This is a genomic window from Aromatoleum sp. (genome assembly GCF_035254505.1).
Lineage (GTDB): Bacteria > Pseudomonadota > Gammaproteobacteria > Burkholderiales > Rhodocyclaceae > Aromatoleum.
In genome coordinates this window covers 23995-40047 of the sequence record NZ_DATFAO010000107.1, presented here as the reverse complement: position 1 = coordinate 40047, position 16053 = coordinate 23995, and the positions used below count along the sequence as shown (strand labels likewise).

12 protein-coding genes are annotated in these 16053 nt (G+C 64.6%); 7 read left to right on the top strand and 5 right to left on the bottom strand.

The features are described 5' to 3' along the window. Positions 1-15 precede the first annotated feature (15 nt). On the top strand, positions 16-3075 hold the full coding sequence (locus VJ673_RS23385) for a peptidase domain-containing ABC transporter (RefSeq protein WP_324128591.1): 3060 nt from the start codon (positions 16-18) through the stop codon (positions 3073-3075). Then, positions 3072-4361, top strand: coding sequence for a sigma-54 interaction domain-containing protein (locus VJ673_RS23380; protein WP_324128590.1), 1290 nt, complete (start codon positions 3072-3074; stop codon positions 4359-4361). The genes VJ673_RS23385 and VJ673_RS23380 overlap by 4 nt, the downstream gene beginning before the upstream one ends. 9 nt (positions 4362-4370) lie before the next feature. Here the strand turns inward: VJ673_RS23380 and VJ673_RS23375 are convergent, their stop codons facing one another. The 5 genes from VJ673_RS23375 to VJ673_RS23355 form a co-directional block, all read right to left on the bottom strand. Beyond that, complete coding sequence (locus VJ673_RS23375) at positions 4371-5138, bottom strand: PP2C family protein-serine/threonine phosphatase (RefSeq protein WP_324128589.1); 768 nt, start codon at positions 5136-5138, stop codon at positions 4371-4373. A 27-nt stretch (positions 5139-5165) separates the two neighbouring features. Continuing rightward, the gene (locus VJ673_RS23370) at positions 5166-5453 is read right to left on the bottom strand and encodes a hypothetical protein (protein ID WP_324128588.1); all 288 of its coding nucleotides are present in this window, start codon (positions 5451-5453) and stop codon (positions 5166-5168) included. A 16-nt stretch (positions 5454-5469) separates the two neighbouring features. Beyond that, positions 5470-5658, bottom strand: a complete 189-nt coding sequence (locus tag VJ673_RS23365) for a hypothetical protein (protein ID WP_324128587.1) — start codon at positions 5656-5658, stop codon at positions 5470-5472. A 67-nt stretch (positions 5659-5725) separates the two neighbouring features. After that, entirely contained in the window at positions 5726-5992 is a 267-nt protein-coding gene (locus VJ673_RS23360; protein ID WP_324128586.1) for a hypothetical protein, read from the bottom strand. A 66-nt stretch (positions 5993-6058) separates the two neighbouring features. Next, positions 6059-6346, bottom strand: a complete 288-nt coding sequence (locus VJ673_RS23355) for a hypothetical protein (RefSeq protein WP_324128585.1) — start codon at positions 6344-6346, stop codon at positions 6059-6061. Between the two features lie 322 nt (positions 6347-6668). Between VJ673_RS23355 and VJ673_RS23350 the strand changes: the two genes are divergently transcribed. The 5 genes from VJ673_RS23350 (at position 6669) to VJ673_RS23330 (ending at position 16017) form a co-directional block, all read left to right on the top strand. Then, entirely contained in the window at positions 6669-8843 is a 2175-nt protein-coding gene (locus tag VJ673_RS23350) for a TIR domain-containing protein (RefSeq protein ID WP_324128584.1), read from the top strand. 1 nt (position 8844) lies between these two features. Beyond that, on the top strand, positions 8845-10302 hold the full coding sequence (locus tag VJ673_RS23345; RefSeq protein WP_324128583.1) for a GNAT family N-acetyltransferase: 1458 nt from the start codon (positions 8845-8847) through the stop codon (positions 10300-10302). 163 nt (positions 10303-10465) lie between these two features. Then, positions 10466-12310 (top strand): PAS domain S-box protein, encoded by a 1845-nt coding sequence (locus tag VJ673_RS23340; RefSeq protein WP_324128582.1) that lies wholly within the window; start codon positions 10466-10468, stop codon positions 12308-12310. A 2-nt stretch (positions 12311-12312) separates the two neighbouring features. After that, a complete protein-coding gene (locus VJ673_RS23335; RefSeq protein WP_324128581.1) occupies positions 12313-12714 on the top strand; it encodes a response regulator in 402 nt (133 codons plus the stop codon). Positions 12715-12726: 12 nt separating this feature from the next. After that, entirely contained in the window at positions 12727-16017 is a 3291-nt protein-coding gene (locus VJ673_RS23330; protein WP_324128580.1) for an EAL domain-containing protein, read from the top strand. Positions 16018-16053: the final 36 nt, after the last annotated feature.

Genomic DNA, 16053 nt, shown 5'->3' with positions numbered 1-16053 from the left:
GGGGATTGAGTCGCCATGGACGCCGCGCAGAACCTGGAATCCCTCGCCGATTTCCTGTCTTCGGTCGAGCTCTTTGCGCCCTTCAAGCGGGAGGAGCTCGAAGAGCTCGCCGAGCACTGCGAGTCGCGCTTCTTCGCGTTCGGCGAGACGGTGTGCAAGGCGGGCGATCCGGCCGAGGGCGTGTTCGTGATCCGCTCCGGCTCGGTGCGGGTCTTCGCCGAAGAGCACGGCAAGGAAACGAGCCTGGGTGTGCGCAAGGCGGGCGAAGTGGTCGCCGAGATGGCGATGCTGCGCGACTATCGCCATGAGTTCTCCGCGCGCGCCTCGGGCAAGGTCGAGGTGCTGCTGGTGCCGCGCAAGGCAATCGAGCCGATGATCGCACGCAACCAGGCGGCACAGTCCTTCGTGACGAGCTTCGTCGCGATCGGGGCCGCCGGCGGTGTCGTCGCAAGGCTCTTCGACCTGCGCGGCAAGGTCGACAAGGCCGAACTCGAAGAGCTCGTGCGCAGCGTGGGCGTCAAGCGCATTGCCGCCGGTCGCGAGATCCTCAAGCAGGACGGGCGCGAGGATCGGCGGCTGTATGTCGTGCGCCACGGCGAAGTGCGCCTATCGCGTAACGATCAGGGCAACGACTACACGCTGGCGACGCTGGGGCAAGGCGAAATCTTCGGCGAGAAGGCCTGCCTGATGCGGCAGGAGCAGATGGCGTCCGCGATCGCGACGGTCGAGACCACGCTGCTCGTCGTCCCCGAGAAATCCATCCAGCAGATCCTCGAGCGCAACCCCAAGCTGCGCGAATTCTTCGAGGAGCGCATCCGCAATCTAGAACGCGAACTGGAGCGCCAGAAGAAGCTCGGCGAGCGGCGCAACCTGCGCGTGATGCTCGACCTGGAGTCGAAGCCCGAGCTGGGCGAGCGCGTCATCAAGCGCTTTCCGCTCGTCGAGCAGGCCGAGGAGATGGACTGCGGCGCGGCCTGCCTCGCGATGATCTGCCGCCACTACGACATCCCGATGACGCTCGGCAAACTGCGCGAGCTCGCCAACGTCACGACGCAGGGCGCGACCCTCGACAGCCTCGCGCGCGCGGGCGAGTCGCTCGGCTTCACGACGCGCGGCGTGCAGTGCACCTTCGACGCGCTGCTCGGCTTCGAGCTGCCCTTCATCGCGCACTGGGAGGGCTACCACTACATCGTCGTGTATGGCGTCTCGAAGAAGCAGGTGTGGGTCGCGGACCCCGCGCTGGGCTTCCGCCAGATCGCGGTCGAGGACTTCGAACGCGGCTGGAGCGGCACTTGCCTCGTGTTCACGCCGGGCCAGAACCTCGCGCAACTCGCCGCCGCGCGCTCGCCGTGGATCCGCTTCGTCGGCTACCTGCGCCCCTACAAGAAGATTCTCGCGCATCTGGTGATGGCGACCTTCGTGATCCAGGTGCTCGGCGTCGTGCCGCCGATGATCATCCAGAACATCCTCGACGGCGTGATCGTGCACGAAAACGTCAGCCTGCTGCATCTGCTGATCACCGGGCTGATCATCACGAACGTCTCGACGCAGCTCGTGTCGACGATCCGCGCCTTCCTCGCGAACTTCATGGTCCGCAACATGGATTTCGCGATGATGTCGCAGTTCTTCAAGCACACGCTGTCGCTGCCGTTCTCGTTCTTCGCCAAGCGCAAGACGGGCGATATCTTCGCGCGCTTCCAGGAGAACCAGACGATCCGCGCCTTCCTCACCGAATCGACGGTGACGACGGTGCTGAACCTGCTGATGGTGTTCATCTACTTCACGATCCTCTTCCTCTACAACGTGAAGATGACGCTGCTGCTGATCGCCTTCGTGATCCCGATCATGGCGCTGACGGTCGTCGTGACGCCGAAGGCCAAGAACTACGCGCGCGAGGTGTTCAATACCGGCACCGAAGCGAAGGCCTTCCTGATGGAAGCGCTCGGCGGTGTCGAGACGATCAAGGGCATGGGCATCGAGCGGCCGGTACGCCTGAAGTGGGAGAAGAAGTACGCCAAGGCGCTGAATGTGCAATACCGCGCGCAGATATTCAGCGTGCTAATCGGCATGGTCAGCCAGCTGCTGAATGCCGCGACGACGATCGCGATCCTGTGGGTCGGGGCGAGCCAGGTGCTGGCGCACGAACTCACCGTCGGCCAGCTGATGGCATTCAACGCCCTGATGGGCAGTGTGCTTGCGCCGCTGATGGGGCTCGTCGCACTGTGGAGCCACGTCAACGACGCCGCCGTCGCGATGGAACGTCTCGGCGACGTGCTCGACATCGAACCCGAGCAGCGCCCCGAAGACGTCGCCTCGCGCGTCGTGCTGCCCGAGCTGCAGGGCCGGATCAGCCTCGAAGGCGTGTACTTCCGCTACGAGGGCGGCGAGACGCCCTACGTGCTGGAGAACATCAGCTTCGACATCCAGCCCGGCGAACTCATCGCCATCGTCGGCCGCAGCGGTTCGGGGAAGACGACGCTCGCCAAGCTCCTCGTCGGCTTCTACCCGCCGACCGACGGACGGCTGATCGTCGACGGCTACGACATGAGCGTGATCGACAAGGAGTACTACCGCGCCCAGGTCGGCTACGTGATGCAGAGCAACCTGCTGTTCTCCGGGACGATCGCCGAGAACATTGCGAGCGGCGACGAGGCGCCGAACCGCCGCCGCATCGAGGAAGTCGCCAAGATGGCCGACGCGCACGCCTTCATCCGCAAGCTGCCGCTCGGCTACGAGCAGATCGTCGGTGAACGCGGCATGGGGCTGTCGGGCGGGCAGATCCAGCGCCTGTGCATCGCCCGTGCGCTGTACCACGACCCGCGCCTGCTGGTCTTCGACGAGGCGACCTCGGCGCTCGACACCCAGTCCGAGAGCAACATCATGGGCAACATGAGCGAGATCCTCAAAGGGCGCACGGCGGTGGTGATCGCGCACCGGTTGTCGACGATCATGCGTGCCGACAAGATTCTCGTCCTCTACGAAGGCGCGATCGTCGAACAGGGCAAGCACGACGAGCTTGTCGCGCGGCAGGGTATGTACTATCAACTGGTGCAGAAGCAGCTGGCGGCGGCATGAAGATCCTGCCTCCCGCCGGGCGCGCGAGCTCGGCGATCTCCTACGCGGGCCTGCTCGAAAAGATCGAGATCCTGCGCTCGACGCTGCGCTGGGCGACCAACCTCGGTCGGCCCGAGATCGAAAAGCTGTTGCGCCAGGCGAACACCGTGCGCGACGAGGTGATGCAGCTCTCGCACAAGGAGCGCTTCGTCCAGGCGGCCGCGGCAGAGGTCGCGCCCGTCGACCAAGCACCAGGCGCGCGGCGGCGGGCACTGCTCGAACGCAGCTTCGTCTTCGAAGGCGCTTTCGGCGACAACCCGCAACTGCTGGAGGCGCTCGAAATCGCCGAAAAGGCCGCGCCCACCGACCTGCCGGTGCTGATCGACGGCGAAAGCGGCACCGGCAAGGAGCTGATGGCGAAAGTCATCCACGCCAACGGCTCGCGCCCCGACAAGCCCTACATCTCGGTGAACTGCGGCGCGATCCCCGACAACCTGCTCGAATCCGAGCTCTTCGGCCACCGCAAGGGCGCGTTCACCGGCGCCGTCAGCGACCGCAAGGGCAAGTTCGAAAGCGCCCACACCGGCACGATCTTCCTCGATGAGATCGGCGAACTGCCGCTCCCCGGTCAGGTGAAGCTGCTGCGCGTGCTCGAATCGCACGAGATCCAGCGCGTCGGCTCGGACGAGCCCATCGCCGTCGATACCCGCATCGTTGCGGCGACCAACCGCAACCTGCGCCGCCTCAGCGAGCAGGGCATTTTCCGCGAAGATCTGTTCTACCGCCTCAGCGTGATCCACCTGACCCTGCCGCCGCTACGCGAGCGTCGCGACGAAATCCCGCTGCTCTTCGCGTTCTTCGGCGATGAGGCGGCGGAGTCGCTCAAGCGCCGCCCGATCAAGATGGCGCCGCGGCTGCGCGAGTTCCTCTTGCGCTACGCCTACCCCGGCAACATCCGCGAGCTGCGCAACCTGATCTACCGGCTGTCCTGCCTCGCCGGCGACACGGCCGACCTCGAACATCTGCCGCCGGACATCCGCCCGGCGTCCGCGGCGCCGACGCCGGCCAGCGTCTCCGCCATTGTGCCGACGACCGCCTCCCTCAGCGATGCGAAACGCGTCGCGAGCGACGAAGCGGAGAAGGCCTTTCTCGAACGCGGCCTGCAGGAGGTGGGTGGAACGGTCGCGGAACTTGCCCGCCGCTACGACATGAACCGCTCGCACCTGCAGACGCTGCTGAAGAAGCACGGCATCCGCTCCAAGGATTTCCGCAAGGGAAGTGCGTCCCCCGGCGACAGTGAGGGCTGAGCTGCGGGGTCACAGACCCGGATTCAAAACCGTCATGTCGGAATTGTCGGGGTCTTCGGCACGGACCACGACCGCCGTGATGTTGTCGCGACCGCCGCTCTTGAGCGCGGCCGCGATCAGCATGTCCGCCGCCGTGCTGCAGTCACTGCGCAGCAGCACGTTCGCGATGTCCTGCTCGCTCACCTGATTGGTCAGCCCGTCGCTGCATAACAGGAAGATGTCGCCGTCGCCGACCGTCACCGTCCCCTCGTCGAGCTCCAGCATGTCGAGTCCGCCTACCGCGCGCGTGATGAGGTTGTGACCCGGCTGCGCTGCTTCCTCGTCCTGCGAATGATCGCGCCAGCGGAATTCCTCGGCCTGGCTGTGATCGTGCGTAAGCAGCGTGAGGCGGCCGTGACGGAGGAGATAGAGGCGGCTGTCGCCGGCCCACAGATAGCTGCAGGAACGCGCTCGCGCGATGAGGACGACCACGGTGCTGCCGATGATATTGACGTCGCGCAACAGCGCTTCGCCGCGAAGCCGCCGATTGACGTCCTTCAGCCGGTCGCGCGCTGCCGCGACCAGTTCGGGAAGACCGGGCTGGGGGCCGATGCCATCGAGCGCCGACACCACCATCGCGCTCGCGAGATCCCCGGCCTCATGTCCGCCCATGCCGTCCGCGACCGCCCACAGCGAACGCTCGGGCCGGTCGAGGAAGGCGTCCTCGTTGATCTCGCGCACCAGTCCGACGTGGCAGCGTGCGGCCGAGATCCAGCGAATCTCATTTGCACCTGTCACGGGACGCTCCCCGGTGCGCCGGCCGGACTACTGCTGCTTCAACGCGCCGCCCGCGGCATCGACCCCGACGCCGATCGTCGAGTTCGCAGCCGTGTTCGTGACGTCGATGACCTGGAACTGATTGACCATCTGGTCGGCAACAAAGGTGTTGTTGATCTGGTAGAAGTTGATCGACGGCCCGAAGCTCGGACGCGTTTCGACGAACGGGCGGATCCAGCCGAACACCCACGGCGCGCCGCCGCCCCTGATCACGGCCAGGGCCTTGCGGTCCAGAGCACGGTCCATGGGGAGGTCCTGGATGGCGATCGTGGGCATGGTCTGTCTCCCGTAATTACTTGAACAATGTGGTCATCGCCGGACGGCGCTTCGCCGGCTGTGTTTCGGGACGTTGTGCGCGAGGCACCGCGCGGACCGCGACCCCGGGACGTCCGCGCAGACGCGCGCCGCCGGTGATCGCCTGCATCGCCTGACGGTCGAGGTCCATGTTTTCCGGCAGATCCTTGATAACGATGGTGGCCATGGCATGTTCCTGTATGCGATCCATTCAGTATAGGTCACCGGCGGAGGCCGCCGGCTTCCGCCCGCCCTTATACGGTGATGCCTGCATTCACCGACTGCATCGGGTTCAGGCCCAGCTCGAGGCCGAAGTCGGCTCCGATCACTCCGATGTTATTCAGAGCGTTGACCTGGATGCTCTGCAGTTGTGCGATCGTCTGGTTGATGCCGACGTTGACGTTCACATTTGCGAAGGGAAGGTTGGTAACAGGGCCCAGCGAACCTCCACGGACGGCAGCCATCGCGCCATCGTCGAGTTCCTTTTCCAGGGCCAGATCGCGAATCATGATCGACGACATGGTATTGCTCCTCGGTTGGTGTTCAGTGGGCGGAGGCGCCTTGGCCCCCGCCCGGTGGCTGCACGATCAGAAATGGACGTGGTTCGAGATGTCGGCGTTCTGCGTCGCGGTCACGGGCACCGACGGTGAGGCGAAGCCGCCCAGCACCGCGACGTTGTTGCCGACGTTCGTCGCCACGCTCTGACCCTGATTGATCTGCTGCAGGGCGTCGAAGGAGGAGTTCTTCGTCGAGGCGTCGACATAGCCGCCCCAGTAGTAGGGGAAGCCGTACAGCATGCCGCCGCGCACTTCGGCCATCGCCTTGCGGCCCAGTTCTTCGGTCATCGGCAGGTCATTGATCATCAGGGTCTTCATGGTAGTTCTCCTTGCGGTTCATCTCTGTTTGGGTGGGTATTGCTTCGAGCACTTTCGCTTGCTCGCTTCTCCTATTGCAGAGACCGTGCCAGGATTTTCTTTAGCTTCGATGAAATCGATAAGCTATTGAAAATAAAATAAATATTATTTTGAGAATCTCGCCGTGCGTGATCGCCACCCCCGACGGAGCTGAAACTGATGGGCGAGCGCAAACACCTCGCCGAAGCGGTGTGTGGCCGGGCGCAACACCGCGCTCCGAGCAGTCCCCGCAGCGTGGTCTATCGTGATCACATAGGCACGTGACCCGTGCGGGGAGAAGCCGATGAGCCAAAGCACGCATGTCTTCATCAGCTACAGCCACGAGGACGAAGCCTGGTGCGATGCGCTCGCCAAGCACCTGGGTAGCCTGCAGGACCCGTTCGGCGTCTCCGTGTGGGTCGATCGGCACCGGATTCGTGCGGGCCGGGCCTGGCTGCCGGAAATCGAAAACGCGCTCAATGCAGCGGACCTCGCGATCCTGCTGATCAGCAAGGATTTCCTCGACTCCGACTTCATCCGCAACACCGAGCTGCCGAAACTGCTCGCCCGGCGCCAAAAAGGCCTGCCCGTCATCCCCATCCTCGTCATGCCCTGCGGCTGGAAGACCATCGGCTGGCTGCAGTCGCACGAGGTCCGGCCGCGCGGCGATCGCTCGCTGGCGGAATTCGGCGGCGTGAATTCGGTTGCGGTCAATCGACAGTTCGGCGACCTGATGGACGAGATCGCCGTGATCCTCAGGGAATGCGCCAGCTCCGCGGCCGTCGTCGAGACAGTGACGGCGAACGGCACCGCAAAGACCGCCTCCAAGGACCCGCACGCGGAGACCGCTGCGGCGCTCCTCTCCGACGTCCTGTTGCAGGAAGTGAGGGAGTGCGATCGTGCGACGTTCGCTGCCCAGATCGTCGAGCGGCTTGGGACTTTCTGCGGGTTGTCGGGCGAGGCCTTGCTCAATGCAGTTTGCCTCTTCGTCGAGTATCAGCTCTTGCGTTCCGATGAGCCCAGCTCGCCGCAAGCGCTGCAAGCGACCCTGGACGGCCTCGACGACAGCGAAACGGCCCGCCGTCTCGCCGCCGAGCTCAAGCGCGGCGCGAAGACCGGCGACTTCGCCAGCAGCCTCATCGACGTCAATTCCCTGTTCTTCATGCTCGCGCGCGAACGCGAGGCGCTGTGGGAGTGCTATTTCGAGAATCGCGAACGCCTCGGACAGGACGCGCTTGCGACCCTTGCCCGGATCCGCGTGAAGCTGGGCTTCGTCGCCCCGCAGTTCCTCGTCGCCGGCTTGCTGTCGCACTTCGAAGACGACTGGCGACCCGTGCTCAACGCCTACCAGCACTCGATCCCGAACCCGAAAATCCGCTCAGGCACCTTCGAAAGCCTGCAGGCCTCGCAGTGGAACTGCTGGCTGGTGTGGGGCCCGAGCATTCCCATCTGCCGCTGTGCCCAGTGGCAAGGCAAGTTCGCCTACCAGTACGGCTACGGCGACGAGAACAACTCCCTGCCGCTCGTCGAACTCGAGTCCGATACGGTCGGACGCCCGCTGACGCTCGACCCGCTTGTCGCCGGCCTCGGGCCACAGGGGCGCAGCGCCAAGCTCATGCAGATCACCGGACGGCTGCGCTGGGGCCCGCAATTCCTCGGTCAAGAGCGCGCCGACGACGAGGAACTGGACCAAAGCAGGGAGCTCGACATCGTCGAGGAACTCGACCGCGACGATGTCGAGGACGACCGGCAGCCGCGCAAGTATCCGATGGCCGAGGCGCAGGTGAGTCTGTGGTGCGGGGACGGTCCGGGCCACGCCCATCATTCCGACGGCCTCGTTCTGCAGCTCGAACAAGTCGACCGTGACGTCGACGAGCCGCGCGTCTATTTTTCGGCCTACCTATGGATGATGTTCCTCGTCACGGTGGCGACGCCGGACCCGGCCGATCCCACCGTCGGGCCGCAGCTCTTGCGCCACAAGCACTATCCGCCTTGGCCCGAAAAGCCCGCCCAGCGCGTCCGCGTACGCGACGCCCGCCTGTGGGAAGAACTGCTGCCGGTGTTCGTCCACGCCAACATCGCCGACCCCGCGGCGCTCCATTTCCAGCGCCGCACCTTGGTCGAGAACGCCCTGCAGATGCTGCGGCAGCTCTGGGAACGACGCGACGAATGTTTCGATCCCGAGGACGTCGCGAAGGGCATCCGCTTCCATCTCGTCTGCAGCTCGGACTACTCCGGCTGTGACTGCGAAGTGCGCTACCCATCGGGAGAGCCACTACCCGGCCTGCTGAAGGCCCGCCTCGCGGCCGAGACGGACCGCGATTTCTCCGCTGCCGTCATCGTGTCAGACAGCACGGAAAACCCCGCCAGCCGCCCGTGGGGCCTCGCCGGCTACTATTCGTCCTGCCATCTGCCCGAACTGGTCGCCGACTATTTCAACTACATCGACGAAGTCCAGCAGCAGAAGGCGAGGCGCTGAGGTGGCGCGTCCAAGTGCCGGTCTGAGCTTTCGCGAGATCGACGCCTCGCGCGCCGGCCTTGCCGCGCTCACGCGCTTCTATCACGACAACTACGTGCGCGAATTCCCGGATCCCGACGAGCGCGAGTCGCTCGCAAACATGCGCCGCTACCTGCGCCTGAAGGACGAGGGCTGGTACGGCCGCAACAACTACCATATCGTAATCGCCGAAGTGGCGGGCGCGGCGGTCGGCGGCGTCGTCTTCGACTATCTCGCGGCCCCCAACGCCGGCGTCGTCGAATTCGTGTTCGTCGATGCCGCACAGCGACGGGCGGGAATCGGCGGCGCGCTGCTCGACGAAGCGCTGCGGATATTGCGCGCCGACGCCCGGCAGCGCTGCGGAAAGCGCCTCGCGGCAGTCGTTGCGGAAATGAACGACCCCTTCGTGCGTCCGTCGACGCCGGACAACCTCGACCCTTTTCTGCGCGCTGAACTATGGGGACGCTGGGGCTTCGGCGTGCTCCGCTTTCCCTATGTCCAGCCGGCACTGTCGCCCGGGCAGGCGCCGGTCGGCTGCCTGATACTGATCGCGCGCCTGTTTCGTCCCGTCCCGAAGACCGGCGTCCCCGCCGCGTGGGTGGAACTCGTGGTCGCCGAATACCTCCGCTGGGCCATGCGCATCGACGAACCTGAGAGGGACGCGAGCTTTCGCGACATGAGCGCGTTTCTTGCGCGGTATCGACGTATCGCCTGGCAGTTGCTTCAGCATTATGTAGGCCGTGACCCCGCTCGCGATTTCGTCGTCGAGGAGATCGAGGAGCGCGGGCCGGCATTCGACGAAACCCTGGCATTGCTCCGTGACGTGTTCCCTTTCCCGGCACGCATCGTGCCGCCCGAGCACTTCGACAAGGCCCTGGCCGACGCGAGGGCAGGCGCGACCCGCTACCACCTCTGGGCCTTGCGCGCCGCGGGCGGGGGCCGGATTGGCGGGATGGCGAGCTTCTTCACGCTGCCCTCAGTGGGCTTCGGCGGCTACATCGCACTCGGGGAGTCGATGCAGGGATGCGGCCGGCTTCACCTTGTCATGGCGCGCATCGAAGAACAGATGATGCGCGACGGCCCGCGAGCGCAGGGATGGTACATCGAATGCGGCGACGATTCGGCTGTGGTCTTCCTTCGCGCGGGCTTTGGCGAAGTGCCACTGGAATACCGTCCGCCCGCGCGCGCCGACGGCGCGGCCCAAGAAACCGGAGAACGTCTTCACTTGCTCTATAAGCGATTTGGCATGAGAACGGAGTCCGACCACATCACGAGGTCGGAGCTCCTTGCCGCGCTTAATGAGATCCTGATGCATGTCTACGGCATATCCTGGCCCCGCGTGCATCCTTGCTATCGGATCGCGATGAATAGCCTGCCGCGAACCGCGTCCGGGACAGTGCGACTGCGTGCAGCGTCGGACATGGAACGGCTCTCCACCTGAGCGGACATCCCAAATCCACACCCGAAGCAGGGGTAATACTTGACAAAAACGCTTGGCTATTGCCTGTCGTTTTGCTATATAGACGTCATGAAGCGGCAGACATTCTCCATCCCGTGAGGGGGCGCGGGCAGGAATCGGCGCAACACCTTCTTCCGGAGTGGGCATGACGATCGACGTTTGCAGGCTCTTTTTCGATGAATCCCCCGATGCACTGATGTTCGTCACGCCCGATGGCGTCATCCTTCACTGGAACAAGGGGGCCGAACGCATCTTCGGTTTCGCGGCGGACGAAGTTCGCAACCGTTCCTTGATCGATCTGCTCGTCCCCCCCGAACGCGTAAACGAAGAGCGGACCTTGCTGCGCGAGGCGACCGAGAAGGGGTTTGCCACGGTCGAGTCGCTGCGCCGCCGCAAGGACGGCTCGCTCGTGTACGTTTCGATCTCCGGCAAAATCGTGTACGACGAGGCCAAGGGCATCGACTGCATCCTGATGGTCAAGAAGGACGTCACGCAGTTGAAGGTCATGCGCGACGCAAAGCTCGTCGAAGCGCGCTACGGCGACCTGCTCGAGTCGATGCCCGATGGCATCGTGATGGTCAACGCCGCCGGTCGCATTGTCTTCTCCAACAGCCAGGCCGAAACCATGTTCCGCTATCCGGCGGGAACATTGAAAGGCCATGCGATCGAAACCCTGCTGCCCGAACGCTTCCGCGGCGGCCACGTGGCGCATCGCTCGAACTATTTCAGCCAATTGCGCACGCGCACGATGGGCATGGGGCTCGAACTCTACGGCCTGCGCCAGGACGGCAGCGAGTTTCCGGTCGAAATCAGCCTCAGTCCGCTGAAGACGGAGGAGGGCTCGCTCGTGATGAGCGCGATCCGCGACATCACCGGGCGCAAGAAGGCCGAGGAAAAATTCCGCGGACTGCTCGAATCCGCACCGGATGCGATCGTGATCGTCGGTCGGAACGGGGCGGTCGTGCTGGTCAATTCGCAGGCCGAACGCTTGTTCGGGTACTCGCGTGACGAGATGATCGGCCATCCGATCGAAATGCTTCTTCCCGAGCGCTACCGCTCGCAGCACCCCGGGCACCGGACGTCCTTCTTCAGCGATCCGCGCGTGCGTCCGATGGGCGTCGGGTTGGAGCTCTACGGCCGGCGCAAGAACGGAGACGAGTTCCCGGTCGAGATCAGCCTGAGTCCGCTCGAAACGGAGGAGGGTACCCTCGTATCGAGCGCGATCCGCGACATCACCGAACGCAAGCGTTTTGAGAAGGCGCTGCAGGAAAAGAACATCGAGCTTGCCAACGCGAACGCCGCGAAGGACCACTTCCTCGCCAACATGAGTCACGAACTGCGCACGCCGCTCAACGCGATCATCGGATTCACCGGCACCTTGCTGATGAAGCTGCCCGGCCCTCTGAACCCGGTGCAGGAAAAGCAGCTGCGTACCGTCCAGGGGAGTGGGCAGCACCTCCTGGCACTGATCAACGACCTGCTCGATGTCGCAAAAATCGAGGCCGGCAAGATCGAACTCGTGCACGAGCCAACGGACTGCAACGTCGTGCTCGAACAGGTCGCGGCGACGCTGCGGCCCCAGGCCGAGAACAAGGGCCTGCAGTTCGTCGTCGACCTGCATCGCGGCCCCTGTGTGCTGCTCACCGACAAGCGCGCCCTGAGCCAGATCGTCATCAACCTCATCCAGAATGCGATCAAATTCACCGAGCAGGGCTACGTCCACGTGCGGGTTCGACGCGTGAGCGATGGGGACGTGCCGGCATTGGAAATCAGTGTGCAGGATAGTGGTGCCGGAATCAGCAGGCAGGATCAGGAAAAGCTCTTCGCCCCCTTCTCGCGCATCGTGCAAAAGGGCGGAAAGATCCCTGAAGGTACCGGTCTGGGGCTTCATCTGAGCCAGAAGCTTGCGGAGAAACTCCACGGACGCATCGTCGTCCGCAGTTCGGCTGGCGATGGCAGCACGTTTTCCCTGGTTCTGCCGGAGCAATGACGATGGCGGCGCGAGTTCTCCTGATCGAAGACAATCCGGCCAATCTCGAGCTGGCGACCTACCTGCTGGAGACCGGCGGCTACGAGGTGATCACCGCACAGGACGGCGAGGAGGGGCTCGCGCTCCTCAAGCAGCAAAAACCGGACATCGTCGTCACGGATCTGCAGATGCCCGTCGTCGACGGCTATGAAGTGCTTCGGCGACTTCGCCAAGATCCCGCCCTCGACGCGATGCCGGTCGTCGCGGTCACGGCATTTTCGATGTCCGGCGACCGTGTGAAGGTGCTGCGCGCGGGCTTCGACGGCTACCTCTCGAAGCCCATCGTGCCCGAGATCTTCGTCAGTCAGATCGACGCCTTCCTGAAGGCAGGCCGAAGCTCCGGCCCCTTGCCCGAAGGCCAGTAAGGGGACGTCCTCGTGGCCAAGGTACTCGTCGTCGACGACCATCCGTTGAATCGCGAGCTCATCGTCACTCTCCTGGGCTACGACGGCCACGAAGCGATCGAGGCCGGCGATGGCGCGGAAGCCTTGTCGATCGTGAAGGCTCGTCATCCCGATCTGGTGATCTGCGACATCCTGATGCCGACCATGGACGGGTACGAATTCGTCCGGCGCTTGCGCGCGGATTCCGCGATCGCGGAGACGGAGGTGATGTTCTACACGGCGAATTATCACGAGCGGGAGGCGCAGAACCTGGCGAACATCCTCGGTGTGTCGCGCATCCTCGTCAAACCCTGCCCCGTCGAGGACATCATCGCAGCCATCGACCAGGCCCTGAAACGTGGCCGCAGACAGCCCCCTGAGCCGCCGAGCAGCGACTTCGACAATGAGCACCTGCGGGTCCTGACCAACAAGCTCGCCGCCAAGGCCGAAGAACTCGAACACGCCAACCAGCGTCTCGCGGCGCTGACCGAACTCAATCTCCAGCTTTCCGCCGAACGCGATCTGCGGGCGCTCCTCGACAAGGCCTGCCAGGGGGCCCGCGAGCTCACCGGGGCACGCTACGCGATACTCAGCATCGAGGGACGCAGCGATGGCCGAAGCCTCGTGTTTCTCGGCTACGGCCTGTCGCCCGAGGAAACCGACCGCCTCCATGAATGCGCCTTCGATCACGCCGTGATCGGCCGCATGTTGCGCGAGCGCAGACCCGTCCGCTTCACGAATCCCGACGGCAACCCGGCGGGCATCGGCCTGCCCGGCGCCTTCCCGGCCGTGCATTGCGGCGTGGCCGCGCCGATCGCGTCGGCGCTGTCGGTATTCGGCTGGGTGTGCCTCATCAACAAGGTGGGGGCAGCGGAATTCACCGAACAGGACGAGTGGATCTCGGGCGCGCATGCCGCGCAGGCCGGCCGCATCTACGAAAACTGGCAGCTATACGGCCAACTCGAGCGGCGGGCCGACGATCTCGCCCGTGAGGTCGCGATGCGTCAGCGCACGGAGCAACAATTGCACCGCGTCCTGCGGGCGCGCAAGGTGATGGCCGAGTGCAACCGGTCATTGGTCCGCGCGACCGACGAGAAGCACTTGCTGGCGGAACTGTGTCGATTCCTGATTGAACTCGGGGGCTACGGCACGGCCTGGGTCGGACTGGCCCGCGACGATCCGGCAAAGACGATCGAAACCGTGGCACGTGCCGGCGACGACACGAGCTTCCTCGACAGCGTCCGCTTCTCCTGGTCCGACGACGAGTTCGGGCAAGGTCCGGCGGGCGTGGCGGTACGGACGCGGGTGCCGCAGATCGTCCACGACATCGCCACCGATCCTCGCCTCGTCCGCTGGCGCCAAGCGGCCCTCGAGCGCGGCTTCAACGCCGGGGCAGCGCTGCCTCTGAAGTACGAGGCGAATGTCTTCGGCGTGCTGTGCATCGTCGCAGCCGAGCGCGACGCGTTCGACGCCGACGAAGTCGAACTGCTCGTCGAACTGACCGACGACGTGGCCTTCGGCATGCACGCATTGCGCGCGCGGGCCTTGCAGCTGCAGATGGAAGAGACGCTCAGGCTGCGAAACCGCGCAATCGACGAAAGCATCAACGCCATCGTGATCAGCGAAGCAAACCTCGACGCCGACAACCCCACCCTCTACGTCAACCCCGCCTTCACGACGATGACCGGATACCGCGCCGACGAAGTGCTCGGCCGCAATCCACGCTTCCTGATGGGGGACGACTGGGATCAGCCGGATATCCAGCGGCTGCGGGATGCGGTTCGCGAAGGAGCCGATGCGCGCGTGCTGCTGCGCAACTATCGCAAGGACGGCACGCTTTTCTGGAACGAGATATCGCTCGCGTCGATGCACGATCAATCGGGCAAGGTCACGCACTTCATCTCGATCTTCAACGACCTCACCGACCGTCGTCGCTACGAGGCCGAGCTCGAACTGCAGGCCAACCACGACGCGCTGACGGGCCTGGCGAACCGCAACCTGCTGAACGACCGCCTGCAGCAGGCGATGATTCACGCCAAGCGCAACGGCTCCTCCGTCGCCGTCATGCTGCTCGACCTCGACCGGTTCAAGGTGATCAACGACAGCCTCGGCCATGCCGCCGGCGACGCGTTGCTCCAGGAGGTGAGTCGGCGCCTGCTTTCCAGCGTCCGCCAGGGCGATACCGTGGCGCGGCTGGGCGGCGACGAGTTCATGGTCGTGATGTCCGAGCTCGGCGCCGAAAGCGACGTTGTGATGCTCGCATCGAAGATCCTCGAGGCCATCTGCGCACCGATGACACTTGCCGCGCGCAGCATGGTGGTGACCTGCAGCCTCGGCGTCTCGCTATATCCACGGGACGGCCCGTGCGCGGCGAACCTCGTCAAGAACGCCGACGTGGCCATGTACCGGGCAAAGGAAATCGGCCGCAACCGCTTCCAGTTCTATGCACCCGAAATGAACGCGCGGATGCTCCAGCGGCTCGAGATCGAGGACGGACTGCGCCGCGCACTCGAGCGCGAGGAACTGGAGCTGCACTTCCAGCCTAAGATCGAGCTCGTTGGCGGCACCGTCGTCGGCGCCGAGGCCTTGATCCGCTGGCGTCATCCCGAACTCGGCGTGGTCTCGCCGGCGGAATTCATTCCCGTGGCGGAGGAAACCGGACTCATCGTACCCATCGGCGAATGGGTGATCGCCGCCGCATGTCGCCAACTCAAGGCGTGGCGCCTGGAAGGGCTCGGCGACATCAGCCTCGCCGTCAATGTCTCGGCGCGACAGTTCCAGCGCGACCACCTTGTGACGGTCCTTGAAACCGCGCTGCGTTCGTCCGACATCCCAGCCCGCCAACTCTTGCTCGAAGTAACCGAGAGCGCCGTGATGGACAATCCGGAAAAGACCATCGTCACCCTGGGCGAGCTCAGAAGGCTGGGCGTGCGCACGTCGCTCGACGACTTCGGCACCGGCTACTCGAGCCTCAACTACCTCAAGCGCTTCCCGATCGACAGCCTCAAGATCGACCAGTCCTTCGTCGCCGACCTGACCACCTCGGCCGAAGATGCCGCCATCGCCCTGATGGTCATCTCGCTCGCCCATAGCCTGAACCAGACCGTGATCGCGGAGGGCGTCGAGACCGAAGCCCAGCTCGAGTTCCTGCGTCGCCACGGATGCGACGAAATGCAAGGCTACCTGTTCAGCCGACCGCTCCCGGCGGACGCCTTCGCGCAACTGCTGCGGGACGGCACACGCCTGCCGATGGCCCCGTTGAAGGCGGTCAGAGCCTTCCACTGAAGGGGCTGCCCGATGAAATATCCGGGCTAAAATAGG

What these genes read in the sequence shown, in the direction of transcription:
- VJ673_RS23340 (WP_324128582.1), top strand. Translation starts at nt 10,466, where the DNA reads ATGACGATCGACGTTTGCAGGCTCTTTTTCGATGAATCCCCCGATGCA.
- VJ673_RS23360 (WP_324128586.1), bottom strand. Translation starts at nt 5,992, where the DNA reads ATGTCGTCGATCATGATTCGCGATCTGGCCCTGGAAAAGGAACTCGAC.
- VJ673_RS23335 (WP_324128581.1), top strand. Translation starts at nt 12,313, where the DNA reads ATGGCGGCGCGAGTTCTCCTGATCGAAGACAATCCGGCCAATCTCGAG.
- VJ673_RS23355 (WP_324128585.1), bottom strand. Translation starts at nt 6,346, where the DNA reads ATGAAGACCCTGATGATCAATGACCTGCCGATGACCGAAGAACTGGGC.
- VJ673_RS23380 (WP_324128590.1), top strand. Translation starts at nt 3,072, where the DNA reads ATGAAGATCCTGCCTCCCGCCGGGCGCGCGAGCTCGGCGATCTCCTAC.
- VJ673_RS23385 (WP_324128591.1), top strand. Translation starts at nt 16, where the DNA reads ATGGACGCCGCGCAGAACCTGGAATCCCTCGCCGATTTCCTGTCTTCG.
- VJ673_RS23365 (WP_324128587.1), bottom strand. Translation starts at nt 5,658, where the DNA reads ATGGCCACCATCGTTATCAAGGATCTGCCGGAAAACATGGACCTCGAC.
- VJ673_RS23350 (WP_324128584.1), top strand. Translation starts at nt 6,669, where the DNA reads ATGAGCCAAAGCACGCATGTCTTCATCAGCTACAGCCACGAGGACGAA.
- VJ673_RS23370 (WP_324128588.1), bottom strand. Translation starts at nt 5,453, where the DNA reads ATGCCCACGATCGCCATCCAGGACCTCCCCATGGACCGTGCTCTGGAC.